Below are 26110 nucleotides of genomic sequence, written 5' to 3'. Positions count from 1 at the left end.
ACTATGCTGCAAAGATTAAAAAAGATTATATCAGCCTTAACCGTAACAGCGATGATTTTCGGTATAATGCCTATCGGCGCGTTTGCCGAAAATCTGAATAAGGCGGATTACGAAGAATTGAACGACGGTTATTTGAAAGTCGTTGTTTCAGCGAAAAACGGCGGTTTTCTGATAGATACCGTTGAGGGAGATAAGCTGAACAAAGCAGATGATAATAAATATCTTTTGTTTCCCGATGAAAATTATGATACATCATATACCTCTTTTCGTGTAAAAAGAGGTGATGAGGTAAAGGACTATATTTTCGGAAGAAAATACGGTTTCTTGGGTAAGGACAGCAGTGACGTCACTTTGGTGAAAAACAGTGACAACATTGTCGCAACGTGGAGCGTTGACGGTTTGACTTTTACGCAGACCGTCACGCTTGCAAATACAAAATCGGCTCTGCACGGTATGGCGTCAATTTCATACGGTGTAAAGAGTACGGATGGAAGAAGTGCGGACAGTGTTCAGGCAAGAGTTATGCTTGATACCGCACTCGGTTATCAGGATTACGCGGTGTATGAACTGACGAAAAAGGACAGTACATATGAGCAGATACAATCCGAAACGGTTATTGATAACTCTGACGGAGAAGCATACAACAACGCATTGTTCGGATATGACAATCCGAAAGCACCGTCTGTAACGGCTTATACGGTGAATGCGTCGATTAACAATAAAATTGTCGCACCGTATCAAATAGCGTTCGGACATTGGAACAACCTTGCGTCAAGTGTATTTGATTTTGAACCAGATAACTCGTTGACATTTACAAATCCGTATAACGAAAAATATTTGACTGCCGACAGTGCGTATGCTTTGTATTTCGATATGGGCAGTGTGGCGGCAAACGGTGAGGGCGATACCGTTGCGACAAATTACGGTATATATTCAAACGTAACCGTAAATAACGATGATAAGGTTGCAATAAATTTTTCATCTGAACTCGGAGCAATGCAGCTTACCGATACAAAAGACGAATACAAACCGCAAACGGCGGACGGTAAAAACGGTGATTTCAGCGTGTCAACGCAAATTAAAAACGTGTCGCAGAACGAAATGAAACAAATTGCCGTTGCGGTATATCCGCAGGAGGGAATAACACCGTATGACTTGTCGGGTAATCTTGACGTTACAGCTTCATATTCAAACCCTTTCAGTGTTGATATTATAGATTTTAACGCAGATGAAGAACGACAGGTTGTGTTTAACTTTAATGCCGAACCGCTTACGGCTACCGATTACAGAAAAATCGAAGTGCGTTGTTATGACGTGAGCGGAACGGACGGTAAATTGCTTTCCGAAAACTTAATCGGTCAGAGAAGTATATATCTTCTTTGCCCGGGTGCAACAGGTGACAGGGTGTCGTTTATAAGCACCGCACCCGAGATTGTTTATAACAGAGGAACAAGACATATTTACCTTGCAGGTCAGAATTTCAATTTACTTAAAAATAAGAGTGAATACGATATAAAGGTTACGCCTTTAAACGGCAGTCAGCCGTTGACCGTAAGTGCGGAAAACTTCATTTTGGATACCGAAAACAATACGGCGGATTTGATACTTGACGAGCTTATGTCGGTCGGTACATATCAGATTGTATTTGATATGAAAGATCCGACTAAAAAAGATATTACGTCTGACGCACTGAAGTTTAATGTCAGTGATGATATTGCATATCAAGGCGGTTCTTATGGAGTTGTCACGATTGAAAAAGACGGCGATAACAAGTATGTCCTAAGGGCGTATAAAGACGAAAAGGAATACAGTGACGAAGTTCCAAATGCTCAAAATATCTCTTTGCTTGAACTTCGCGGTGACTTTACGTTAAAATATGAAAACGGTAAAATTGCAGAGGCAGAGGCAGTTTCGCTTGAAACGGTAGACCATAAGGCGAAAAGCACAATAAATATCAGTAATTGTCTTGATATTGAAAAAGGTACTGTAACCGTGTCTGTCGAAAACATCGGTCAGGACGACCAAACTATTAATATAGATATAGACGGCGAAGTTTATACGACAGGCGCAAGAACAAAGGTTTGGAGCGGTGTATGTGCGATTTCGTCATTTGAAAACGGCTCCGAATCAACACTTTTGCAGTACACAAACGAGGGCGAACAGACAGGTGACGTTGAAAACAGCGTTGCAAATACAAACGGTATTATGCTTATGTGGCCGGGTGCGGCAAGTACCGCACAAACCATTGCGGGAATGGTAATGGAATTCAGATACTGTCAGTTCGGACAGATGGCGACAGTTGACGGTGAAGTCACTTCAAAAACACCGAAACAAAGAGTAATCGCATTCGGTGCACAACTTTCACCTGATTTTCTTGTTCCGTCAAACTTTGATTGGAGCAACAGAAAAACTTCCGCAATGGAGGTTGCACAACTGAAAATGGCGAGCAGTAATTACACTCCGTCACAGCTTAGAGATGTACAGGACAGATATGCCGAGGACCAAGAGGAATGGGAAGACGCAGAGGGCGGAAGTCTGAATTTGTATATCCATGATATACTTTTCGGCGGTGGATTTATCGGATTTAATACGTCTGTCGAAGTAGAAGTTCCGTCATATGCGGATGGACTTCCGAGCGTTGAGGGTACTCTTGACTTAAAGGTTATGAACAACGAATATACTATCGGCGTTCAAGGCAGTGCCGATATGATGGCATTTGAAATGGAGGCGGAAATTCGTCTTAGAAGTAACAACGGAATACCTATTCCGGATAAATTATATTTCTATGCAGGCGGATTTACACCGGGCATAAATGTTGACGGAATGGGCGTATTTTGGATTAAAGGTGCAGGCGGCGGTATAGATAATCTGTTTGAAACGATTTATCCGTCCTCATCCGTACCGCCTATAACGCTTCTGCTAAGCGGACAATTCGCTTTGTTTGATGTTCTTTCCGCAAGAGGTGATGTAAGTATCAGCCCGAGAGATTTGAGTATTGCACTGTCGGACGTGAATGTTGCGGGAATTACACTTATAGACTATGCGGGAATTGAATGTGCATGGTATCCCGAACTTAGATTTGCAGCGGGAGTGTCTATCGGTATATTCGACGTTATTTCGGGTGACGGACATTTAATTGTAGAAAAAGATAAGGTTAAGGATAAATATTTCTGGGAAGGTTATGCCACGGCAGTGGTAAGTATTCCTAAAAAAATACCGATTTTCGGCGGTATTGAAATAGGTTCTGCCGATTTGGGTGTCAATGCCGAAAAAATATGGGGTGCTTTGCACGTTTTGAAAATTGACGCAGGTGTAACATATTATTGGGGCGGAGATGTAGATTTCGCTTTCGGTAAATATGACGCACCGGAACCGACTATTGAGTTGAGTGCGGAGGGTATTCCTGTTTATTATGATGAAAAAACAGACCGTACCTTGTATATGAAACTCAATAACAGTATTCGCACATTGGCGTCAACAGAGGATATATCATTGTTCGGCTCAAACGGTGCGACGGTATCATCGCTTGCGGGTAAAACGGTACATTCGGTTAATTTCGGCAAGTATAACAACGAAAACGGAATACTTACAATTTCGTATGACGCACCGAGTCAGCTTATTGCGGAAACATACGCAAAGAATATTGAAATGGAAAATTATCCGATAGTATGGTCAGACAGTTCAAAAACGGCAGACGATACAGCCAACGCAAATGCCAACGCAATGTTGAATTGGAATGAGGATACAAAGAAAGCAACCGTTACAATAACGGTTACAGATGAAAATTACTTTAATAAAGCATTGCAATTAAAAACAGGTATTGCGTCAAGCGTGACTATATACGCACTTTCAAAGTTGCCGACAATCGACAATGCGGTATTGAACAATAATACTGTAACGTGGTCGGGCGAAGATTTGGATAAATTCAACAGTCTTACAATTTATGCAGAGGACAGCAATAACGAAGTTTATCCGTTGTACAAAACAGAAAATGTGAATGACATAAAGAGTAAGAGTGCAAATATAACAATGCCTGAAAATATGCCGAGCGGTGAATATACGGTAAAAGTTGTTGCGACAACGACAGACGAAAGTGCTAACCCGGTTGTGACAACCGATAAAAAGCTTAATTATACAAATCCGTCACAGCCGTCCGCACCGACATTTAATGTGGCATTGGGCGGTGATTACAGTATTGATTTGACAGGTATAAATCAAGATAATTATGACGGCTATAAGGTAAGTATATATGAAGTTCAAGACGGTAAAAACGTACCGACTGTATTTGACAATATGACTGTAAGCGGAAGTGATGTGATTACGGTCGGCGGTCAGTATACAAAGACGGTTACGGTGGATAAGAACGGAAATATCGTGAATGAAAACGACCTTACGGAAGATGAGAAAAAGGATATAAAAACGCAGACCGAACAAGTCGGACTTGTAAGCGGTAAGCAGTATGTGATAGGATTAAAGGGTTATAAAAATACATCTTCAGGCGGTCAGATTGTTTCCGCTGAAACACTGTCATCACCTGTGACAATGGTTGAGCCTAAAAAGGCTGATGTAACACTTAAAGCACAAAATGCGGTAAACATTGACGGAACAGATACGGTTAAAAGCAGTAATGCAGTCATAGACCTTGTATCGGATATGAATGTTTCCGGCGAATGGTCTTTGGACGGCGGTGAAATGAACGGTACTGTTTCGGAAAAAACTATGTCGCAGAGTATAAATCTTGACGGCTTAGAGGACGGTACGCATATAATAACCTTCAAGGGCGAAAACGATTCAAAAGACGGTACATTGTCGGAGTATATGTTTACTGTTGATACACTTCCTCCGAGATTGCAAATAAGCAGTCCGAATAACGGCGGATTTTTCGAGGACACTGTTACGGTTAAGGGTATCAGCGACAGTGGTGCGAAAGTGTATATCGGTGCGGAAAATCAAGAAATACAGGAAGTGACTGTCGGAGATGACGGCAGTTTTGAAAAGACTGTTACACTTGATAATTCTATGGCATATCAAAATATAGTTGTGTATGCGGCAGACGAAATCGGCAACGAAACAGTACCTGTAACATTACAGCTTACAAACAAAGCACTCGGCAATGACGACAGTGTACTTCAAATGTACATTGACGGAAAAGAGTGCAGTGACAGTACAATTAAAGCCGGCACAAGCGGTCAGCTTTCGCTAAAGGTGAAAACCGATAACAGAATTATTGAAATCAATGACGACAGTGCGGCGGCAAACAGAATTGAATGGAACGTTTCGGCAATAGAAGGTGCGGCGAATGTTGATGAAAACGGCTACATTACAACTGATGAAAAAATAAACGGCGTAGTAAGTGCGACTGTTGATAATCAGAATGTTTATACCGTTTTGGGCGGCAAGGACAGCACTGATATTCCAAGTGAAAAAATTAAAGTGAATGCGTCGGCAGGTACGGCAAGAAAGACGCATATCACGATTAATCTTGATACAGCGATTGAGGGAATGACGGCAGATAATTTTGTTGTACTGAACGGTGATAAGAATGTGGAACTTACAGAGGTTAAGGCAAGCAGTGATAATAAGACATATACGTTGTACGGCACGTTTGATACGTCTGTGACATATACCGTTACGGTTAATTTGACGGGTACAATGGTTGAAAACACTCACATTATCGCAAGCAGTCCACTTATGATTAAACCAAGTTCGGGCGGTGGCGGAGGAGGAAACTCCGGCAATGTAACATATAAAATTACAGTTGTTCAGTCCGAAAACGGTAAAATCAGTCCGGACACCGTAACCGTAAATAAAAATGAAAGCAAGACATTTACGATAACGGCTGATGAGGGTTACGAAATTGAGGACGTAATCGTAAACGGCGAAAGTGTCGGTAAGGTGAGCGAATATACGTTTGAAAAGGTGAATGCAAAAGCTGAAATCACTGCAAAGTTCAAAAAGATTGATGCTGTGCCTAATCCGTCAGATAAGCCTGAACCGACTGATTGGAATAATCCGTTTGTTGACGTAAGTAACAACGATTGGTTCTATAATTCAGTTAAGTACGCTTATGAAAACGGTTTGATGTATGGTGTGAGCGATACGGAATTTGCACCTGACGGTGACGTTACAAGGGCTATGTTTGTAACTGTTCTGTACAGAACAGAGGGTGAACCGTATGCGGAAAATTCAAGCTTTGTTGATGTGGCAAGTGACAGTTATTACGCAAATGCAGTGGCATGGGCGGAAGAAAATAAAATTGTCAGCGGTGTGAGCGATACAGAGTTTGCACCTGATATGAGTATAACACGTGAACAAATGGCGGCGATTGTTTATCGTTATGCGGAATACAAAAATTGTGATATAACGGTAAATGAAACGGCAAATTATGTTGACAGTGACAGTATTTCAGATTATGCAAGGAATGCGGTTGATTGGCTGTCAGAGCAAGAAATAATGTCGGGTAATACCGACGGTACTTTCGCTCCGCAGGCGAATTCCACAAGAGCACAGACAGCGGCAGTGTTTATGCGTATTAATGAAAAATTGAAGTAATCAAAATGGCGGTTTAAAACCGCCATTTTGTATTTTTTTTAGTAAAATAAACGTAATTTGACATTGCGTGAGGTATAGTGTAGAATATATATGGGTTTATAAAACCCCAAGATATAAAAAGGGCAATAACGTTTGGCAAAGCGGACGCAAGGCGGTTGTCTCTGCTATTCCGAAAGGAGCAGCATATGAGTGAATTTACTCTTATAATTATAATTGTATTTTTGCTTGTTATAGAGATAAAAAAATAACCGTCTATCTGCGAAATAGACGGTTAAGGTAGAATTTTTCTACAAAACGTTTACATTCTGCAAAGACAACTGCTGTTGCCCTTATCTTGTATCTAAAGTATAACATAGTATAAAAATTATGTCAAGCACGTTTCGGACGTGCTTTTTGTAAAAAATCAACGTTTAAGTGGTTTACTAAACAGAGATTAGGACAGCTACGATAGAATAAAAAGGGTGATTTGTTATGAAAAAGTTATTTGTGTGAAGAATTGATGTGTTGTGGCAATTAACGATAGATGTATAAAGCAAAGCAGGACAATGCAAAATGCTTATGAAATGGGAAAAAGCCCATAACAAAAAAATATCCGAACAAAAGTTCGGATATTGCAACTTGTGGTACGCGATCAGGGGTTCGAACCCTGGACACCCTGATTAAGAGTCAGGTGCTCTACCAACTGAGCTAATCACGCATATTATGTTTTACGTCTGACGACAGATAATATAATAGCACATAAAAATGCTTTTGTCAACACTTTTTTTCAAAAAAATAAAAAAATATTGACAATGATATAATAGTTAATGTATTATATGAGTATAAAAGCAAATATGGAGGTCGAATATGGAACCGAAGGATTATATTGTATCAAGAATTGAGGGGGAATATGCGTACCTAAAGCGTACGGATATTGAAAGTGAGGAAGAATTATTCATAGCAATGGCACTGTTGCCGTTGGGTGTAGACATCGGCACGAAGCTACATTATGAATGTATGGAATATTCAATAATATAAGGAGACAGTATATGCGAGTAATATTATTTATATTGGGATTGCTTTTTTCGGCGGACGGACTTTATTTTGCGTCAACCACATCAATGGGTGTGGGTGAGGCATTTACCGTTGCGATAGGTATTATGTTTATATTATGGAGTACGTTTTACGACGCGTTCAAAACAAAAGGCTTTTTGAAATTTATAAAAGGTTTGTTTACGTTCGGAATGATTGTACTTGTGATTTATTCTGGAATTATATGCGTTGTCGGAAAAAGTGACAATGCGACATACAGAGAAGATTATATAATCGTGCTTGGTGCGGGACTGAAAGGCGATACACCGTCTTTGGCACTTGAAAGACGACTTGAAAAAGCGGCTGAATATATGAACAAAAACGGAAATGCAATAGCAATAGTCAGCGGCGGACAGGGCAAAGGCGAAACAATTTCAGAGGCACAGGCAATGGAAAACTACCTTTTAAATCACGGAATAAGAGAAGACAGAATTATAAAAGAGGACAACTCCACAAGCACATATGAAAATTTTGAATATTCAAAGTTGGTAATGGACGAGGGACAAGCCGTATTTGTCACAAACGAATTTCACGTTTTGCGTTCGGAATTGATGGCAAAAATAAACGGCATAGACGCAACACATATAGGTGCGTCTACACCGATAACGCTTTTGCCTGTATCTTGCGTGCGTGAATTTATTGCACAGATAGCGGCTGTTCGTTATTATTTTTAGCTCTTTCACGTTCGTCAGCCTCAAGCTTTGAATAAATACAACCGCAGTAATTCTGACGATAAAGACCGTATATTTCCGAAAGTTCACAAGAACGCTTATAACCGTTTTTCTTTTTGAAATCGGAGCATAGATATTTAACACTGTAGCTTTCTTCAAGTTCAAGACCGATTTGGTTAAGCACCTGAGCATTTTTATGCGGACTTATCGAAAGCGTGGTAGTGAAGTAATCAAAACCGTCCTTTTGGGCGGTTTTTGCTGTTTCTTCAAGGCGAAGTCGGTAACATTTAAAGCAACGCTCGCCGCCCTCTTTGAGATTTTCAAGCCCTTTTGCAATCGAATAAAATTTTTCGCAGTCATATTTGCCCTCGATAAACTTTACTTTTCTCTTTAAAGGCATTTCATTTATAAGACGCTTTTGCTCATTGACACGCTTATAAAATTCTTCTTCGGGTGAAATATTCGGATTGTAATAGAAAATAGTTATATCAAAATATTCCGACAAATATTCAAGTACATAGCTTGAACAAGGCGCACAACAGCTGTGCAGAAGAAGTGACGGAACGATATTGTTTTTTTGAATTTCGTCAATCGTTTTGTTTAGAATTATTTGATAATTTTCTTTCATTGTTTTTCTCCCATATTTTATTGACTAAGAAGTTTGACATGAACGCGAGCAATATTCCGAACAACGCACCGCAAATAACGTCGGACGGAAAATGTACATACAGATACAGCCTTGTAAAGCATATCAAAGCCGCAAGAATAATTGCCGGTATACCTAATTTTTTGCTGTACAGCAAAATAACCGTTGCGGCGGAAAATGAAGATATTGCGTGACCGGACGGAAACGAAAATCTTCCCGACGGCGCGCCTATCAGCAGATTTTCAACTGTAAGCAACGCTCCTTCGGTGTTATATGGACGTTCACGTGCAATTACATTTTTAAGCCCCATTGTAGAAAGGAATAATCCCAAAAGCAGTGAAACTATTATTATAATACCTGTTTTTCGTGATTTTTTGAAACAAAGCATTATAAGTGCAGTTACAGCCCATACAATGCCGCCGCTGCCTAAAAACGTTATAAGTGGCATAATTGTATCAAGAAACGGATTGCGTATGCTTTGAATTGCGTTTAAAATATTAAAATCAATCTGCGTTATAAAGTCTGTCATAATTACGTCATTCTTTCGATATGTTAATGTTTATTTCGTGTCAATAATAACACATTCACGAAAAAAAGTAAAGTAAGAACATAAAAACCTCATTACTTTAAAGAGAAAGTTGCAAAAGGGAAGAAAGTGTAGTATAATCATATCAGACTGTAGACAAAACCGCTATGGTTTTGTCTACTTTGTTTTGGGAAGTTTGAGGTGTTAACCTCAAGTATTAATCATTTCTGGCGACATGCGCGGCAGAAATGGTTTAAAATCTAAAGTTTCGACTTTGGAGGAACTTTATGATTTTTTCTCTGAAAATACTCAAAAATTACATCGTAAGATGTGATTTTTGGAGCTGTCGACATTTTGTCGACAGGCTCATATATTATATGATTTGAAAGGAATAACTGTAATGAGAAAACTTCTTGCGATATGGCTCGGAAAAATTCTTACCATAGTCGGAAAAACAGTAGGTAAAAAATCATCTTCTTCGCCGGGTGCGTATGCACTTAAAATATGTCCCGACCTTGTAAAAGGCTTGGAAAAATGCGTGTCAAAGGGTATAATCGTAACTTGCGGCACAAACGGAAAAACAACGACAAACAATCTTATGGCATCGGCACTTGAGGCAAAGGGATATAAGGTTATTTGCAATAAGCTCGGTGCGAATATGCTTAGCGGTATTGCAACCACCGTTTTACAGGAAATGAGTATATTCGGCAAATTAAAAGCGGACTATGCGTGTCTTGAAATTGACGAGGCGTACACGCCGATAGTGTTTGACTATGTAAAGCCCGATGTTATGGTTATAACGAACCTATTCCGTGACCAGCTTGACAGATACGGCGAAATTGACATTACTTCGGATATTATCAAGCGTGCAATAAAAAAAGTACCGAATTTAAAACTTGTTTTAAACGGTGACGATCCGCTGTGCGTTCAGTTCGGCAGAGGGGAAAACGTCAAGGCATATTATTACGGAATATCCGAAAAGGTACTTCCGCAGCTTGACGATACAAAGGAAGGACGTTTCTGTCCTGTATGCGGTGAGGAACAGAAGTACAATTACTATCATTACAGTCAGCTCGGCGATTTTTATTGCCCGTCGTGCGGTTTCAAGCGACCTGAGATTGATTTTGAAGTCAAGAATGTATCGCTCGACACACCGATGAAGTTTACGATAAACAATCAGCCTATGGTGATAAATTACAAAGGTTTTTACAATATATATAACCTTATTGCCGTATACGGTGCACTAAATGTTTTGGGAGAAAAAACGGATGATTTCGCAAAACTTTTGACAGGCTACAAACCGCAAATCGGCAGAATGCAGGAATACAAATTCAACAAGCCCGTTATACTAAGCCTTTCAAAAAATCCCGCAGGATTTAACCAAGCCATTGCAACGGTAAATACGGACAAGCGTAAGAAAGACGTTATAATCGCAATCAATGACAAGGCTAATGACGGTCGTGACGTGTCGTGGCTGTGGGACGTGGACTTTGATAAAATTGCAGACGAAAACCTGAACACGCTTACAACAACAGGTATCAGAGTTTACGATATAAGTCTTAGATTTAAGTATTCGGATATAAAGGTTGACCGTATGACGCAGGATATGGCGGACGCAATTACAAAATGTCTTGAAACGGACAGCGAAGTTGTCTATGTACTTGTGAATTATACTGCACTTTATTCGACAGAGGCGGTACTTAAAAAGCTCGGAGGTGAGGCATAATGAAAATCAAAATACTTCATCTTTATCCCGACCTTTTGAATTTGTACGGTGACAGGGGAAATATCGAATGTATGCGAAAACGACTTATGTGGCGCGGTATTGACGCGGAGGTTGTGACATACACCTGTGAGGACAGCGGATTTGATTTGTCGGACGTTGATATTGTGTTCATAGGCGGCGGCTCGGACAGAGAACAGAAAATTGTTTGCCACAGACTTTTGGAACACAAGGACGAAATAAGAAATTATGTTGAAGATAACGGTGTACTTGTCGCAGTGTGCGGCGGTTATCAGCTTTTGGGTAAGTATTACAAGCTTGAAAACGAAACAATCGAAGGGCTTGATATACTTAATATTTACACCGAACAAGGCAAAAAACGTCTTATCGGAAATATCGTACTTGAAAATGACTTTCTAAATCAAAAAATTGTCGGTTTTGAAAATCACGGCGGAAGAACTTACATCGGTAATCACACACCGCTCGGCAGAGTTGTTTACGGTTACGGAAACGATGAAAAATCCGGTGTTGAGGGTGTTGTGTATAAAAACGTTGTCGCAACATATTTGCACGGACCGCTTTTGCCTAAAAACCCTGCACTTTGCGATTACATTCTGACAAACGCAATAAAGAGAAAAAATCCCGACTTCAAAGGTCTTGGCGGCTTGGAGGACACTCTTGAAGATATGGCAAACCAATATATTGTAAATAGATTTAAAAAGTAAACATTTTTTTAACAATGGTGCATATGTATTGACTTTTTTACTGTGCAGTCATAAAATTAAATGGTATTGTAGAAACAATACCATTTTTTATTAAGGATTGAATTCGGTATGGAAACTAAATTAACAGGAAATATACAACCGAATAATAAAAGTCCGTTTTCGTGGCTCAGCAAGATATTTAAAGGTATTAAAACAGGCTGGGGTGCGGTAGGCGGAGTGTTTAAAAAGTTTTGGAAACTTTTGTGCAAGAGCAAAAAGTTTTCAAATTTTGCATACGTTAAATTTCCGAAATTCAGAAAGGACATTTGGGAGTATGCAAAGGCACACAGGCTGAAGGCATTGATTTCAGTTGCTGTCGGAGTGGCGGTACTCGGTGTGCTTTTGGGCGTTATGATAAAAAATTCCGTAAATTCCGACTATCTTCAAGAGGGTGACGATTCTGTCGGATATGCGATGGTTTTGCAGAATTATTACACGTTCGACCACAGCGACAAAACCAATGTTGCGATAAAATTAAGCTGGGACGACGGTGCTGTTGACCTAAACGGCGGTACGGCAGAGGCAAAAATAAAAGCAAAGGTTTATCCGATAAATTTACCCGATAAAAAAATTACTTGGAAATCGTCTGATGACAATATCGCAAAGATTGACAGCGGCGGTAATATAACGGCACAAAATCCCGGTAAAGCGACATTGACGGCAATGTTGTACAGTCAAAAAAAGAGTGCAACCGCCACTTTGTCGGTAAGACAGCCTGTAACGGGTATATTTATGCCGACAAGCACAATAACGCTTTATACAGGCGGTGAGGGCAGACTTTTACAGACAGAAATATTCCCGAAAAACGCAACGAACCAAAACATAACATGGAAATCTAAAAATACAAAGATTGCACGTGTGGACGAAAACGGCAGAGTAAAGCCTGTCGGCGTCGGTATGACGGAGATAACGGCAACAACGGAGGACGGAGGCTTTGAGGCGAAGTGCTTTGTAAATGTCGTAAATTCATACGTTGACGTACAGACTTTATCCGTAAAAAATACTGACGCAATGACGATAAAAGTTGGCGACAGTGTTAACGCGATAGTAACCGTTTCACCGTCAAACGCACGAAACAAAACGCTTAAATGGTCGAGTGACGATACAAAGATAGCGACAGTAAGTCAAGCGGGCAGAATACGCGGTGTCAGCGTTGGTACGGCGAATATAACGGTTGAAACGACTAACGGAAAGAAACAGACGTTTACTGTCAACGTAACCGAATCGGACGCAAAAGACCCATTCAATTTGAATGATGAAGTTTCTGATTTGGATACGGAGGGAACTGTAACATACACGTCATATGACATATCATTCCCACAGATTATAAGAATACAGATGGGCTTGAACCCACCACCGAAAATTTGGAGAAACGGCGGAATGTCATATGCGACAGAGTCCGAAACAGCGGAATATATGAATCCGAACAGTTTCTATACGGACGCATATAAATATCAGTTCCTTGACCTTTCAAAACCGAATAATGTCAGCGAAGAAACGCTTAATAATTATCTTGCCGATAAGGGTGTAATGAAAGGAATGGGAGCGGCATTTATTGAGGCGGCTAAGGAATATAACGTCAGCGAAGTTTACCTTGTTGCACATGCTTGCCTTGAGTCCGGAAACGGTACTTCACAGCTTGCAACCGGTGTTGAGGTCAACGGCACAACCGTTTATAACTTGTTCGGTATCGGTGCATATGACGCAAACCCTGTCGGAAACGGTTCACAAAGAGCATACAGTCAAGGCTGGACGAGTGTAGAGGCGGCTATTAAGGGTGGTGCAAAGTGGATAAGCGAAAACTATGTGAACAGTCCGGATGGCAGACAGAACACACTTTATAAAATGCTTTGGAACCCTGAAAATCCGGGTACTCACCAATATGCAACGGATATTGGCTGGGCAGTTAAGCAGGCGGTAAGCATTGAAAAGATATTCTCGTCATTCACAGACGCAACATTATCGTTTGACGTACCTGTTTACAGCGGACAAATTCCGCCTACTGTAACTATGGACTGATAAAAAGACAGATGAAATTCAAAACGTTTCATCTGTCTTTTTTTGTCAGAAAAAATATGTTTGACAAGTTGAATTTTAGTGTATATATTATATACAGGGAGTTGAAACATGGATGATAAAAAACAATGTTAAAAATATATCAATCAAAAAGGCGGCGTTTATCAATGCTGCCGCAAATTATAGCTGTGTTATATTGCAGCTTGGTTTCAGTGCTGTTTTGGCGCGAATACTTTTACCGGAGGATTACGGGGTAATCGGTGTAATGACCGTTTTTACCACGTTTTTTTCGGTGCTTGCGAATATGGGGATAGGCACTGCCGTTATTCAGAATAAGGAGCTTAGCGACTATGATGTGTCGAATATATTCACTTTTAATTTATATGTTGCGGTAGGGCTTTCAATAATTTTTGCGATTTTTTCTGTGCCGTTGTCTAAATTTTACGGCAACAGCGTGTACATACCGATAGGGTGCTTGCTTTCGGTGTCTTTGTTTTTTTCGACAATGAATATGGTGCCGAACGCACTTTTAATGAAAGAAAAAAAGTTCGTGCGTATCGGACTTCGTATGATTACCACAACTGTTGTAAGCAGCGGTATAGCGATTGTATTGGCAAAACTCGGACTGAAATATTACGCACTTGCCGCACAGTCTATTATACAGGTTATGGTCAATTTTATATGGAATTACAGCAGTACAAGGATAAAACTTAGAATTAAATGTGATTTCGGCAGTGTGAAGAAGATTTTTTCGTTTTCGTCATATCAGTTTGCGTTTAACGTGTTTAACTACTTTGCAAGAAATGCCGATAATTTGCTTGTGGCGAAGTTTATGGGCGATACACAGCTTGGATATTACGACAAGGCATATAAACTTGCACTTTATCCCGAACAAAATTTGACGCACGTCATAACACCTGTTATACACCCGATTTTGTCGGAGTATCAGGACGATAAGGCGTATATATATGAGAATTATATGAAGATTGTCAAGATACTTTCATTGCTCGGATTGTTTGTCGGTGCGTATATGTATTTTGCGTCATATGAGATTATCTGTATGATGTTCGGTGAGCATTGGGCGGCGGCAATTCCTTGCCTTGCAATGCTTAGTCTTTCGGTTTGGGCACAGGTTGTAAATTCAAGCTCCGGTGCGATATTCCAAAGCCTTGGCAACACGAAAAATCTTTTTATAACGGGTGTTTTGTCGTCGTCGACTACTCTGATAGGTATTGTACTTGGAATTGTTTTCGGCGATATTGGCACAGTCGCAAGAAATGCAATGATTTCATATAATATTAATTTTATGATTTCATATTTTATGCTTATAAAAATGACGTTTGGATTTAGCTTTTTGAAATTTCTGAAAAGTTTTATTCCGGACGTGTGTATTGCGGTTATGGTTTGCATTGCGGGTTTTTTGACGCGTTACGCTACTATTGATGCAACAAATATCGTCGGTATAACAATAAATGCCGTTATTAAATTGGCAATTATGGGTGGTGTGTATGTAATCGGATTGATTTTGTTCAGACAGTATAAATATTTTATTGAGATTATTCATATAAAAAGACACAGAAAATAAAAAAAGAGCCTTTGACTCTTTTTTTTGTTGCAGTTGGCAACAAAATGTGCTATACTGATTAGAAACAATAATTGAGGGGATAAAAATGGATATAAAGGTAATAGACAAAGAATTTGCGGTATGCAAGATAAATGATGTTACGGAAGTGAACTTTAATGACGAGTTTTGCTTTGTCGGCAAGACTGATGAGGAATTATCGCTTGTATGCTCAAGCGAGTTTGTTCCGAAAAATACGATTGTATGTGACAGCGGTTGGAGAGCGTTCAGAATCGAGGGTATACTTGATTTTTCACTCACGGGAATACTTGCGAGAGCTGCGGACATTTTAGCAAATGCAAAAATACCGATTTTTGCGGTATCAACGTACAACACTGATTATATACTTATAAAGAACGAATTTTTTCAAAAGGCACTTGACGTATTGAAAGAGAATAATTATGTTATAAAGGTTGGGTGACATAGATGACAAAACTACTTATAAAAAGATTTATAAAAGACTATGAAAACACGCAAAATTCCGATGTGCGTACGGCATACGGTAAATTTTCAAGCATAGTCGGAATAGTGTGCAATGCGATACTGTTCATAAGCAAACTGATTGTCGGAACACTGTCGGCGTCTGTTTCTATCACTGCCGACGCGGTAAACAACCTATCCGATGCATCATCAAGCATAATCAGTCTGCTTGGTTTTAAACTTGCAAGCCGTCCGGCAGATGAAGAACACCCTTACGGTCACGGACGATATGAATATCTGTCGGGACTTATGGTTGCCGTACTTATTATGGTAATCGGCGTTGAACTGTTCAAAAGCAGTTTGGATAAGGTACTTCATCCGTCAGCGGTTGAATTCAGCTGGGTTACTGTCGGTGTGCTTGCGTTTTCGATTTTGCTTAAAACGTGGATGGCATTGTTTAATACGAAAACAGGTAAAATGATTAACTCAAACACGCTTATAGCAACGGCGGCAGACAGCCGTAATGATGTTATAACGACAGGCGCAGTGTTGGTTGCGGCGATATTATCGCATTTTGTCGGCTTTGAGCTTGACGGCTGGATGGGTCTTGGTGTGGCGGTATTTATTTTGTACAGCGGTTTCGGACTTGTAAAAGACACGCTTGACCCTATGCTCGGAAAAGCACCGGAGGACGAACAGGTTGAAGAAATTCGTCAAAAGATTTTAAGCTATCCCGGTGTTTTGGGTACTCACGACTTAATGGTACACGACTACGGACCCGGCAGACAATTTGCAAGTGTGCATGTTGAAATGGCGGCGGAAGGTGATGCTATGAAAAATCATGACGTCATAGATAATATTGAGCGTGATTTTATGAATGATGAAGGACTTCATATGATTGTGCATTTTGACCCGATTTCGACAAAGGACAATACAGTGAACGAACTTAGAATTTGGATTGGTGAAAAGGTAAAAGAGATTGACGAACGTCTGACAATTCATGACTTGCGTATAGTGTATGGTATTACGCATACAAACGTAATATTTGACTGCGTTGTTCCGCATAATATGGATATGACCGACAAGGAAGTCAAGAAAGCGATAAATGATATGGTAAAGGAAAAATATCCTACATATTACTGTGTAATCACGATTGATAAAAGCTATGCGGCAATGCCACACTGAGAAAGGAGTATATAATGGATAAATTAAATTGGGCGGTGCTTGGTACGGGAGTTGTGGCAAATCAGATGGCGCAGGCAATGCAAGGTGTGGGGTGCAAACTTTACGCTGTAGGCAACAGAACGCACAGCAAAGCCGTTGATTTTGCTGATAAATACGGCATTGAAAAGGTGTATGACGATTTGAACGATATGTTTTATGACGACAATGTGGACGTTATTTATATAACGTCACCGCATAACACGCATATTGATTTTATTATGAAAGCACTTGAAAACGGAAAGCATATTTTGTGTGAAAAGTCGATAACATTAAACAGCGTTGAATTGGAAAAGGCTTTAAAAAAGGCTGACGAGAAAAATCTTGTACTTGCCGAGGCAATGACGATTTATCATATGCCGCTATACAAAAAACTTATGAAACTTGTTGCGAACGGCGAAATCGGTGACGTGAGTATGATACAGGCGAATTTCGGAAGTTACAAGGACTATGATATGAAAAACAGATTTTTTAATATGAATTTGGCAGGCGGAGCAATGCTTGATATAGGTGTTTACGCAATTTCGCTTGCAAGATGTTTTTTGAAGTCAAAGCCAGACAATGTAATTTCAACTGTAAAATTTGCACCGAGCGGTGTTGATGAAATGTCGGGAATTGTTATGACGAACAAAGAGGGACAAATGACGGTTATTTCATTGTCGCTTCATACAAAACAACCGAAAAGATGTGTTATATGCGGTGATAAGGGATATATCGAGATTATGGAATATCCTAGAGCGTGTAAGGCAACGATTGTCTGCACCGAAACAGGCGAGCGAAAAGAAATCTGTGAGGGTGAAACCGAAAGAGCGTTGCAGTATGAAATGGAGGATATGGAGGAGGAGATTTCAAAGCGAAGCGGTTGTATGCTTAGGGAATATACAAAAGACGTTATGGAAATTATGACCGATATTCGTAATGAGTGGGGACTGAAATATCCTGAAGAACAATAAAAAACGCAGTAAACAATTAGGGTTTACTGCGTCAGTGTATAGATAAAAGTGTACAGGCAAGCCGTATATCGAAGATAGGCTTGCCTGTCATTTTTTTATAGATGTAAATTATAATAAAAATAATATTATGCATGTTCCGGATAATTTGCTGACATTCCGGCACAGTGAACGATTAATCATTTACTGAGTTTTGGCTATTCAAAATATTTGCGGTCAAGACTTCTGTATTGTATTGCCTCAGCTATGTGTTCACTTTTTATATTTTCCGAGCCTTCAAGGTCGGCAATGGTACGAGCGACTTTCAAAATACGGCTGTGTGCTCTGGCACTTAAACCGAGATTGTCGAATGCGGCACGTAAAATTGCATTTTCTTCTTCGCCGAGCGGACAGAATTTTTTAAGCATACCTGCGTCAAGCTGTGAATTTGAGTAGATATTGTAATCTTTGTATCTTTCAAGTTGCAGTTTGCGTGTTTTGTTTACGCGTTTTTTTATTTCGGCACTTGTTTCACTGTTTTCGGTCGAGCTTAAATCTTCATAATCAACATTCGATACTTCAACTTGAATGTCAATTCTGTCAAGCAACGGACCCGATATTCGACTGCGGTAACGGTTAACCTGTGTCGGAGTACAGGTGCATTGTCTGCGACTGTCACCGAAATAACCGCATTTGCAAGGGTTCATACTTGCTATAAGCATAATGTTGCAAGGGTAGGTGAGAGTTGCGTTTACTCTTGAAATTGTGACGTTTCCGTCCTCTAACGGCTGACGCAAAACTTCAAGCGAATCACGTCTGAATTCCGGTAATTCATCAAGGAAAAGTATGCCGTTGTGGGCGAGGGAAAGCTCACCCGGTTTTGGAGTTGAACCTCCGCCCGACAAACCTGCAGATGAAATCGTGTGGTGCGGACTTCTGAAAGGTCTGTTTAAAATAAGCGGTTGGTCTTTAGGTAAAAGTCCGGCGATTGAATGTATTTTTGTGACTTCCAAAGCTTCGTCAAACGAAAGGTCAGGAAGTATGCTTGGCATACGTTGTGCGAGCATTGTTTTACCTGTTCCGGGACTGCCTATAAGAAGTACGTTGTGATTGCCGGCGGCGGCAATTTCAAGCGCACGCTTGACGTTCTCCTGACCTTTTACGTCGCAAAAATCAAGTACATTTGAAGCACTTGACGCAAAATAATTGGTAAGGTCAATTTTATGTACATTAATTTTCTGTATGTCACAAAAATGGTCGCATAATGCTTTCAAAGATGATACGGGATATATGTTTACACCTTCAATGACTGCTGCCTCGTCCGCGTTTTCGGTTGGTACAAACATATCGGTAAAACCGCTTTTGTACGCCGAAATAACCATAGGAAGTATGCCGTTTATCGGTTGTACGGTGCCGTCAAGCGAAAGTTCGCCGAAAAACGCACATTTGCTTAAGTCCGGTGCATAAATCTGCTCCGTGGCGCATATAATAGAAAGTGCCATAGGTAAATCGTATCCCGAACCTTCTTTACGCTTGGAGGCAGGGGCAAGGTTTATGACAATGTGCTTTGCGGGAAAACGAAAGCCTGTGTTTTTTATGGCAGAACGTATGCGTTCTTTTGCCTCTTTAACGGCGGCGTCGGGTAAGCCTACTATATCAAATGCGGGTAAACCGTTTGAAATATCCGTTTCTACGCATACGGAAAATCCGTCTATACCCGAAAGTCCGCAGGAATATATGTGTGAAAGCATTTATATCACCTCAAGTAGTTGATTTTCTTCGGCTGAATACCATCAGTTTCATTGCCGCAAACGTAAGCGGTGTGCCGAGTATCGCCGCACAAATGTATGCAAGCGTCGAATTTAAGTTTAAAGCCGTAAAAATGAATACCATTAGGTATTGAAATATGAAATTCGGTATATAGCTTATCGGAAATTTGAGAAACTTTTTAAGTGTCGGTCGTTGGTGAAACGTAAAGTGACAGTTTAAAAAGAATGATGTTATTATGCTGACTATATATCCGAATATAAAGTTGGAACGTGAGTGTTCGGCGATTAATCGCAGTGGGTTGTCCGGTGCGAGAAACGCATTGTGAAGAATGTCAAGTAATGTGGCTGTGCCGACCGATACGGCAGTGTTCACAATGCCCAAAAGCATAAATATAACAAATTGCACCGTCATAAAAGGACGTATTACACGCATCATATTCGGCGAAATACGTTCTTCAAGACGTACGCGCAAATTTGAAAGAAAACGCTCCAAATTAATCATCTCTCCTTTGAAATAATACTTACATTATATACTAAATCACGGATAAAAACAATAGTATTGAGGTTTAAAAAATAAAAATGTAAAAATTATAAAAAAACACTTGACAAATAAGTTAGGGTGTGCTATACTATTATAGCACTCTGAGAGAGGCACTAAGTTAAATATCGCGGGGTAGAGCAGTTGGTAGCTCGTCGGGCTCATAACCCGAAGGTCGCTGGTTCAAGTCCAGTCTCCGCAACCATTTATAAACGGCTTAAACACTATGTTTGAGCCGTTTTTGTATTTTCGGAATATTATTAAAATTCGTATTTTGTCCGCTATTTGTCCGCTATGGTATAAAATTAGCCTATTTTTGAATGTGTAAAAATGTCCTGCAATTTATCCGCCGCCGCTTTATCGGCTGATTTAATTGCGTGAGTATAAATATTTAAAGTGGTAGTCCTATCGGCGTGACCTAATCTTTTTGAAACCGTTGCAATATCAACGCCACCTGCAATAAGCAATGTTGCGGCGGTATGTCTTAATGAATGATAATGAATATCGGGTAAGTTATGGCGGTTTATAAAGCCTTTAAACCACGTTGAAAGAGTATCGGGGTTTATCATTCCACCGCTTTCGGAAGTAAACACTTTACCGCTATTATTCCACATATCACCCATTAACAACTTTTTCTTTGATTGTTCGATTTTATATTCTTTCAACAACTGCACCATTGCCGACGGTATGCTTATAATACGGTTGGAGCTGTTTGTTTTTGTGGTATCTTCATAAACTCCCTTATCCGCTGAATACAGTACAGATTTATTTATTTTAACAAGTCCGTTTTCAAAATCAATATCGGACCAATCCAAGCCACATACTTCACCACGTCTTAAACCTGTGTACAATGTAAGCATAACAGCGGTGCGGTACTTTATCGGCTCGGACTGTAAGCAAGTAATCAACTCATTTGCTTGTACTTCATCAAGGCTTACCGCCTCTCTACGTTCAACCTTTGGCGGTTTAACTCTGTCGCAAGGGTTTGCGAGTATAACTTGCCATTGTACCGCCGCCGTAAGTATAGACGATATGAGGCGGTGATATTCTGATATAGTCTTATCGGACAGCCTTGTTTTACCCTCTGCAACTGCGAAAATATCTTTGCGGTTTAACACTGCACTTATGTTATCGGCTGTGTTTTTAGATACGTTTTTACCGTTTATACAAGAACGTATTGCAGTAAGTGAAACACCGCTTTTTTCTGATAGCATTTTTTGAGTATAGCCCGAGGCGGAAAGTATTTCCTTGAAATCACTGCAAGGCGTGTATTTTGTATCAAGTCTTATGCCGTCCTCTGAAAGATTGCTATAAAACTCCATTAAATGATGAGGTTGTAATTTACATAGTTTTATATGTCCGATTGCGGGGGTTATTCGGTTCATAAGCTCCTTGTATCGTGTTACAGTTCGGGAGCGTAATTGTTTATCTGCATAGTTATTAAACCACCTTTGAGCAAAGTCGTTGAAAGTTATGTTGCCGTCAAGAAATTGTCCTGTTATACACTTTTCTTCAAATAATACTTTTTGACGTTCAAGCTCCTTATCTATTTGCTTTTTTGTCATTCCGGCTGACGGTTTCCAAGTTATTGACTTTTCAATGTGTTTGCCTGTACAGTCATAGCCGCAAGATACTCTTATTTGATATGTGTTACCCCTTTTTCGTACTGTTGCCATTTGTTTCATCTTCCTTTTGCTTAATTGATTTTTCTAAGTCTTTATCCATTTTTTTTAGGTTTTTAAGTGCTGGGTTTGAGAGAAGTCGATATTGCTTATCCAGTTGTTGTACTTTGTCTGAAATCCATAGATTAAATAAATGTTCGCTTATTGTGTTGTTATCTCTTAAGTTTACCATTTCCTGATATTCTTCTAATGCTTTGGTCAATGTTGCGTCAAATAAAACGGCTGTACCTCTAAGGTTAGAGAAAAAAGTAACATCTTCCACAGAAAAACCGATAACTTTATCAATTTCTACTAATCTAAAAAAGGCATCTCCATATGACATAAGGCGAGGGATTTCTTCATTACTTAAACCACACAACCAATCAATAGACACGTCATATCGTTCCGCAAGCTTTATGAGAAGTTCGATAGGCGGCGAAACTTTTCCTTTTTCGTAATTACTGATAGTTGCTTTAGATACTTTTACCATCTTTGCAATATCCTCTTGTGTAAGATTCTTTGAAGTCCTTAGTTCTTTTATGCGGTTACCTATTGTAACATTATTTATTTCCATTTTTACACGCCCTTTAATTGTTTTAATATTATTTATATATTAACACAACAACAGCAACAAGTCAATGAAAATTTGACGGTCTTTAAAAATATAAAAAAATATAATTAAATTAAACAAGTTAAATAGTATTTGACTTGTTTAATATTTTATGCTATAATATATAACAACAAAAACAAAAGAAAGGTAGGATAAAATATGTCTAACACTGAAATCAGAAGAAAAGCAAAAGAAAACGGGGTGCATTTATGGCGAATAGCTGACGCACTCGGAATTACTGACGGTAATTTCTCAAGAAAATTAAGAAAAGAATTATCGGAGGCGGAAAAGAAGCAGATATTCAAAATAATTGATGATTTAAAGGAGCGTGATAAAAATGATTAATACCATACCAACGAGAAAAACCGCGCATATGCGAGGAATAAAACAAGCAATAGAAGAAATCAAGCAAGCTGATCCATACACAGCATTAACGGAAAAAGCACTCCGCCGCCTTATATTAACTAAAGAAATACCGTCGGTAAAGATTGGTGCGAAGTACCTTATTAATATGGACGTGCTTAATAATTATCTATGTACCGGAACGACTGAAAGCGAACCGATAACCGCCGCGGGAATAAGAAAAATAGCAGAGTAGGGCAATATGACAGATTATGCGGAGTACATAAAAGAACGGGTAAGTATAGTTGACGTTGTGGAGCGTGCAGGCGTGAACTTAAAGCACAACAAGGCTTGTTGTCCGTTTCATCACGAGAAAACGCCGTCATTTTCAATCCACCCTACTAAAAATATATTCAAGTGTTTCGGTTGCGGTGTGGGCGGTGATGTGATTGAATTTACAAAACTGTTTTACAAAACCGACTTTATCGGGGCGGTTAAGATTTTAAATGACGCTTTCGGCTTGGGGATAGACTTTAAGCAGAAGTGCAGTAAAGAAAACGGCACAAAAGAAAAAATGGAAACGGACAGGATAGTCAAAAATGTATATAGTGCAAAATTTAAACGGTGTGAAACGGCTTTACTGCGGTATCGTCAACGATTACACAGTATTATAGTGAATTACAAGCCTACGGACGAAGTAACCGATTTTTCAGACAAATACACAGAGGCGGTAAAAAAGATTGATATAGCGGATTATTTTTGTGACGTAATGGCGAACGGAACCTTTGAGGATAAAAGAGATTTAATATATACGAAAGAGGTGAGAAATATTGAGCGAATGTTTAAGCAATGATGACATAAAAGAGATATGTAAAAATGCTTTTGAGTATGAATATGACACTGATACGGTCGGTGATTTATTAGATGAAATATACAAAACTCACGATAAGGAAACAAAAGAAAAGTGCATTAATACAATTCGTACAGAGGCAAGGGAACGAAAGCAATTAACAAGATTCAACGAACAGCTTAAACAATTTAAAAAAGAATATATTCAAAGGCAAATAGCGGCGAATGTATCGGGTGTTGCGGAGCTTAGTACAATGCCAAAGGGATATGAGGATATAAAGGGCATTTATTCTTGCGGTAACTATATTTTAAATGACGAGGGAGTAAAAAAGACGGCAAAAACAAAAGACGGGGATTTTATTCTTGTGCCGATATGCTCACACCCGCTTTTAATTGTTGAGAGATTAAGGAATATACAAGATAATTGTGAAAAGGTTGTACTTGCTTTTTGCGTCGGAAATCGTTGGGAAACAGTGCAAGTTGAACGTGAAGTAATTGCGAGCAATACGAAAATTATCCGATTGGCAAACTTCAGTATAGACGTAACTTCTGAAACGGCAAAAGATATTGTTAAGTATTTGCAATGCTTAATGCAGAAGAATATTAACTTGATTAAAGTATCACATACCGTAAACCGTTTGGGGTGGCAAAATGGCGAATTTGTACCGTATTCGGATAAGGTGAAATGTGACAGCATATCGGAGTTTTTGGGGATATATAGAGCGATAGAGAGCAAGGGCAATTATGAATTGTGGATAAAACACTGTTTAAAACTTCGGGAAAATATCTATTTAAGGCTTACAATGGCGGCGAGCTTTGCCGCTCCTTTGATAGAAATTATAGGCGGTTTGCCTTTTATCGTTCACCTTTGGGGCGGAACGGGAGCAGGCAAAACAGTAGCTTTGAATGTGGCGGCGAGTGTGTGGGGAAAACCGAGCGGCGGACTTGTGAGAACGCTTAACGGTACTTCATACGGCATAAGCGAAACGGCGGCTTTTATGTATTCTCTGCCTTGTATTCTTGATGAATTGCAGACGATTAAAGGCGGAAACACTTCATTTAATCAAATGATTATGACACTCACAGAGGGTATGAATAAGACACAAGGAGCGGCAAGCGGCGGCATAAGGCAAGTTAAGCAGTGGAAGAATTGCTTTATTTGTTCGGGTGAAGAAAATATCGTAAAGGATAACAGCGGCGGCGGAAGTATTAACAGAGTTATAAGCCTTGAAGTACAAGATACTGTTATTGAGGACGGCAATTATACAATGAATGTTGTAAGTAATAATTACGGCTTTGCAGGACGTGAATTTATAAGCCGTCTGAAAGAAGAAAAGGATTTGATAAACAGTTACAGAGATATTTTGAAAGAATTGCAGGCGGACACCGATACAACGGATAAGCAATGTATGGCAATGGCTTTCTTGTTGCTTGCCGATAGTTTGGCGGTTAAGTATATTTTTAAGGACGAATGTAACTTGAATGTAAATGACGTTAAGCGGTTTATGGCTACAAAATCAGAAGTTGACATTGTGGAACGTGCTTATAAATGGTTGTGCGATTGGGTGGCTCAAAATAAAAATAAATTTAATGACTCAACCAACGATACCGGCGAAGTGTGGGGAAAGGTTGAAAATGATGTTGCTACGATTAATAAGAGTGTACTTACCGAGTGTCTGCAACGTAATAGCTTTGACTACGGTTCGGTTATGAGAAAATTCGCTGAACGTGGGTATATTATGAGGAACTCACAAGGTAAGTATGTACATCAAACAAAGGTGCGAGGTTGGAAAGCGAGTTATATAAAACTTGTATGCAGAGATAACGAATATACAGAAGTATCTGATACTTCACCATTTTAATAAATAAGTCTTACTGTCTTATCTTTGGACTTACTCGATTTTTGAAAAAGGTAAGACCACCCAAAACCGCTTAAATACTTACTATTTACATATATTAATATATATATCTTACTTGTCTTACCTAATTATTATATATAGTATATAGAAACAAAAAAATATATATTATTTTTTTATAAATATATATAGATATACACTAAAAAAATCGGCAAGACAGTAAGACTTTTACTGAAAATGGCTTAGCTATGCGGTTTATCGGGCTTACCTACTACCGAAAAAACGTAAGAAAAGCGCAAGACAGACAGTAAGACACGACAAAAAA

Annotated in this window: 20 protein-coding genes and 2 tRNA genes; 15 read left to right on the top strand and 7 right to left on the bottom strand. The window is 39.4% G+C overall.

What is annotated here, in order from left to right; translation table 11 throughout:
• Nucleotides 1-3 precede the first annotated feature (3 nt).
• A complete protein-coding gene (locus ACSAMO_RS05690; RefSeq protein WP_499210014.1) occupies nucleotides 4-6552 on the top strand; it encodes an S-layer homology domain-containing protein in 6549 nt (2182 codons plus the stop codon).
• Nucleotides 6553-7173: 621 nt separating this feature from the next.
• Here the strand turns inward: ACSAMO_RS05690 and ACSAMO_RS05685 are convergent.
• Nucleotides 7174-7249, bottom strand: a tRNA-Lys gene (locus ACSAMO_RS05685).
• Between the two features lie 149 nt (nucleotides 7250-7398).
• Here ACSAMO_RS05685 and ACSAMO_RS05680 point away from each other — a divergent pair.
• Nucleotides 7399-7569, top strand: a complete 171-nt coding sequence (locus ACSAMO_RS05680) for a hypothetical protein (protein ID WP_022230705.1) — start codon at nucleotides 7399-7401, stop codon at nucleotides 7567-7569.
• Nucleotides 7570-7580: 11 nt separating this feature from the next.
• Entirely contained in the window at nucleotides 7581-8297 is a 717-nt protein-coding gene (locus ACSAMO_RS05675) for a YdcF family protein (RefSeq protein ID WP_337600667.1), read from the top strand.
• On the opposite strand, the gene ACSAMO_RS05670 is transcribed toward ACSAMO_RS05675, so the two are convergent.
• Both ACSAMO_RS05670 and ACSAMO_RS05665 read right to left on the bottom strand, forming a co-directional pair.
• Nucleotides 8260-8922 carry an epoxyqueuosine reductase QueH gene (locus tag ACSAMO_RS05670; RefSeq protein WP_412579319.1) on the bottom strand — a complete coding sequence of 221 codons (663 nt, stop codon included), beginning with the start codon at nucleotides 8920-8922 and terminating at the stop codon, nucleotides 8260-8262. The two genes, ACSAMO_RS05675 and ACSAMO_RS05670, sit on opposite strands and share 38 nt — an antisense overlap.
• Nucleotides 8882-9469 carry a phosphatase PAP2 family protein gene (locus tag ACSAMO_RS05665; RefSeq protein ID WP_412599254.1) on the bottom strand — a complete coding sequence of 196 codons (588 nt, stop codon included), beginning with the start codon at nucleotides 9467-9469 and terminating at the stop codon, nucleotides 8882-8884. The genes ACSAMO_RS05670 and ACSAMO_RS05665 overlap by 41 nt, the downstream gene beginning before the upstream one ends.
• Nucleotides 9470-9866: 397 nt before the next feature.
• On the opposite strand from ACSAMO_RS05665, the gene ACSAMO_RS05660 reads away from it, so the two are divergent.
• The 7 genes from ACSAMO_RS05660 to ACSAMO_RS05630 all read left to right on the top strand — a co-directional run bounded on the left by ACSAMO_RS05660 (nucleotide 9867) and on the right by ACSAMO_RS05630 (nucleotide 18184).
• Nucleotides 9867-11192 carry a Mur ligase family protein gene (locus ACSAMO_RS05660; protein ID WP_412599256.1) on the top strand — a complete coding sequence of 442 codons (1326 nt, stop codon included), beginning with the start codon at nucleotides 9867-9869 and terminating at the stop codon, nucleotides 11190-11192.
• A complete protein-coding gene (locus ACSAMO_RS05655) occupies nucleotides 11192-11914 on the top strand; it encodes a type 1 glutamine amidotransferase (protein WP_308455995.1) in 723 nt (240 codons plus the stop codon). Before ACSAMO_RS05660 ends, ACSAMO_RS05655 begins: the two co-directional genes overlap by 1 nt.
• Nucleotides 11915-12022: 108 nt before the next feature.
• Nucleotides 12023-13972 (top strand): Ig-like domain-containing protein, encoded by a 1950-nt coding sequence (locus ACSAMO_RS05650; RefSeq protein WP_412615573.1) that lies wholly within the window; start codon nucleotides 12023-12025, stop codon nucleotides 13970-13972.
• Between the two features lie 112 nt (nucleotides 13973-14084).
• The gene (locus ACSAMO_RS05645) at nucleotides 14085-15554 is read left to right on the top strand and encodes a lipopolysaccharide biosynthesis protein (RefSeq protein ID WP_412615574.1); all 1470 of its coding nucleotides are present in this window, start codon (nucleotides 14085-14087) and stop codon (nucleotides 15552-15554) included.
• Between the two features lie 85 nt (nucleotides 15555-15639).
• Nucleotides 15640-16011 carry an ACT domain-containing protein gene (locus ACSAMO_RS05640; protein WP_022230697.1) on the top strand — a complete coding sequence of 124 codons (372 nt, stop codon included), beginning with the start codon at nucleotides 15640-15642 and terminating at the stop codon, nucleotides 16009-16011.
• Nucleotides 16012-16016: 5 nt separating this feature from the next.
• Nucleotides 16017-17195 (top strand): cation diffusion facilitator family transporter, encoded by a 1179-nt coding sequence (locus tag ACSAMO_RS05635; RefSeq protein WP_499210013.1) that lies wholly within the window; start codon nucleotides 16017-16019, stop codon nucleotides 17193-17195.
• Nucleotides 17196-17209: 14 nt separating this feature from the next.
• Nucleotides 17210-18184, top strand: coding sequence for a Gfo/Idh/MocA family protein (locus ACSAMO_RS05630; RefSeq protein WP_499210012.1), 975 nt, complete (start codon nucleotides 17210-17212; stop codon nucleotides 18182-18184).
• 194 nt (nucleotides 18185-18378) lie between these two features.
• On the opposite strand, the gene ACSAMO_RS05625 is transcribed toward ACSAMO_RS05630, so the two are convergent.
• Both ACSAMO_RS05625 and ACSAMO_RS05620 read right to left on the bottom strand, forming a co-directional pair.
• Entirely contained in the window at nucleotides 18379-19911 is a 1533-nt protein-coding gene (locus ACSAMO_RS05625; protein ID WP_412276024.1) for a YifB family Mg chelatase-like AAA ATPase, read from the bottom strand.
• Nucleotides 19912-19921: 10 nt separating this feature from the next.
• Nucleotides 19922-20431 carry a GtrA family protein gene (locus ACSAMO_RS05620; RefSeq protein ID WP_337869187.1) on the bottom strand — a complete coding sequence of 170 codons (510 nt, stop codon included), beginning with the start codon at nucleotides 20429-20431 and terminating at the stop codon, nucleotides 19922-19924.
• Between the two features lie 165 nt (nucleotides 20432-20596).
• Here ACSAMO_RS05620 and ACSAMO_RS05615 point away from each other — a divergent pair.
• Nucleotides 20597-20672, top strand: a tRNA-Met gene (locus ACSAMO_RS05615).
• Between the two features lie 100 nt (nucleotides 20673-20772).
• Here ACSAMO_RS05615 and ACSAMO_RS05610 read toward each other — a convergent pair.
• Both ACSAMO_RS05610 and ACSAMO_RS05605 read right to left on the bottom strand, forming a co-directional pair.
• Nucleotides 20773-22143, bottom strand: a complete 1371-nt coding sequence (locus ACSAMO_RS05610) for a tyrosine-type recombinase/integrase (RefSeq protein WP_117966754.1) — start codon at nucleotides 22141-22143, stop codon at nucleotides 20773-20775.
• Nucleotides 22118-22702 (bottom strand): helix-turn-helix domain-containing protein, encoded by a 585-nt coding sequence (locus ACSAMO_RS05605; protein WP_117966751.1) that lies wholly within the window; start codon nucleotides 22700-22702, stop codon nucleotides 22118-22120. The genes ACSAMO_RS05610 and ACSAMO_RS05605 overlap by 26 nt, the downstream gene beginning before the upstream one ends.
• A gap of 195 nt (nucleotides 22703-22897) precedes the next feature.
• Between ACSAMO_RS05605 and ACSAMO_RS05600 the strand changes: the two genes are divergently transcribed.
• The 4 genes from ACSAMO_RS05600 to ACSAMO_RS05585 are packed head-to-tail and all read left to right on the top strand — an operon-like array spanning nucleotide 22898 to nucleotide 25791.
• On the top strand, nucleotides 22898-23083 hold the full coding sequence (locus ACSAMO_RS05600) for a hypothetical protein (RefSeq protein ID WP_412294021.1): 186 nt from the start codon (nucleotides 22898-22900) through the stop codon (nucleotides 23081-23083).
• The gene (locus ACSAMO_RS05595; RefSeq protein ID WP_117968961.1) at nucleotides 23076-23336 is read left to right on the top strand and encodes a MerR family transcriptional regulator; all 261 of its coding nucleotides are present in this window, start codon (nucleotides 23076-23078) and stop codon (nucleotides 23334-23336) included. Before ACSAMO_RS05600 ends, ACSAMO_RS05595 begins: the two co-directional genes overlap by 8 nt.
• A 6-nt stretch (nucleotides 23337-23342) precedes the next feature.
• Nucleotides 23343-23933, top strand: coding sequence for a CHC2 zinc finger domain-containing protein (locus ACSAMO_RS05590; RefSeq protein WP_412294022.1), 591 nt, complete (start codon nucleotides 23343-23345; stop codon nucleotides 23931-23933).
• On the top strand, nucleotides 23911-25791 hold the full coding sequence (locus ACSAMO_RS05585; protein ID WP_499210011.1) for a DUF927 domain-containing protein: 1881 nt from the start codon (nucleotides 23911-23913) through the stop codon (nucleotides 25789-25791). Before ACSAMO_RS05590 ends, ACSAMO_RS05585 begins: the two co-directional genes overlap by 23 nt.
• The last annotated feature ends 319 nt before the right edge of the window (nucleotides 25792-26110 follow it).

Source organism: Ructibacterium sp. SJQ-7, from assembly GCF_054696575.1.
Note: the sequence above shows the minus strand (reverse complement) of the source record. Positions and strands in the feature narration are given on the sequence as shown.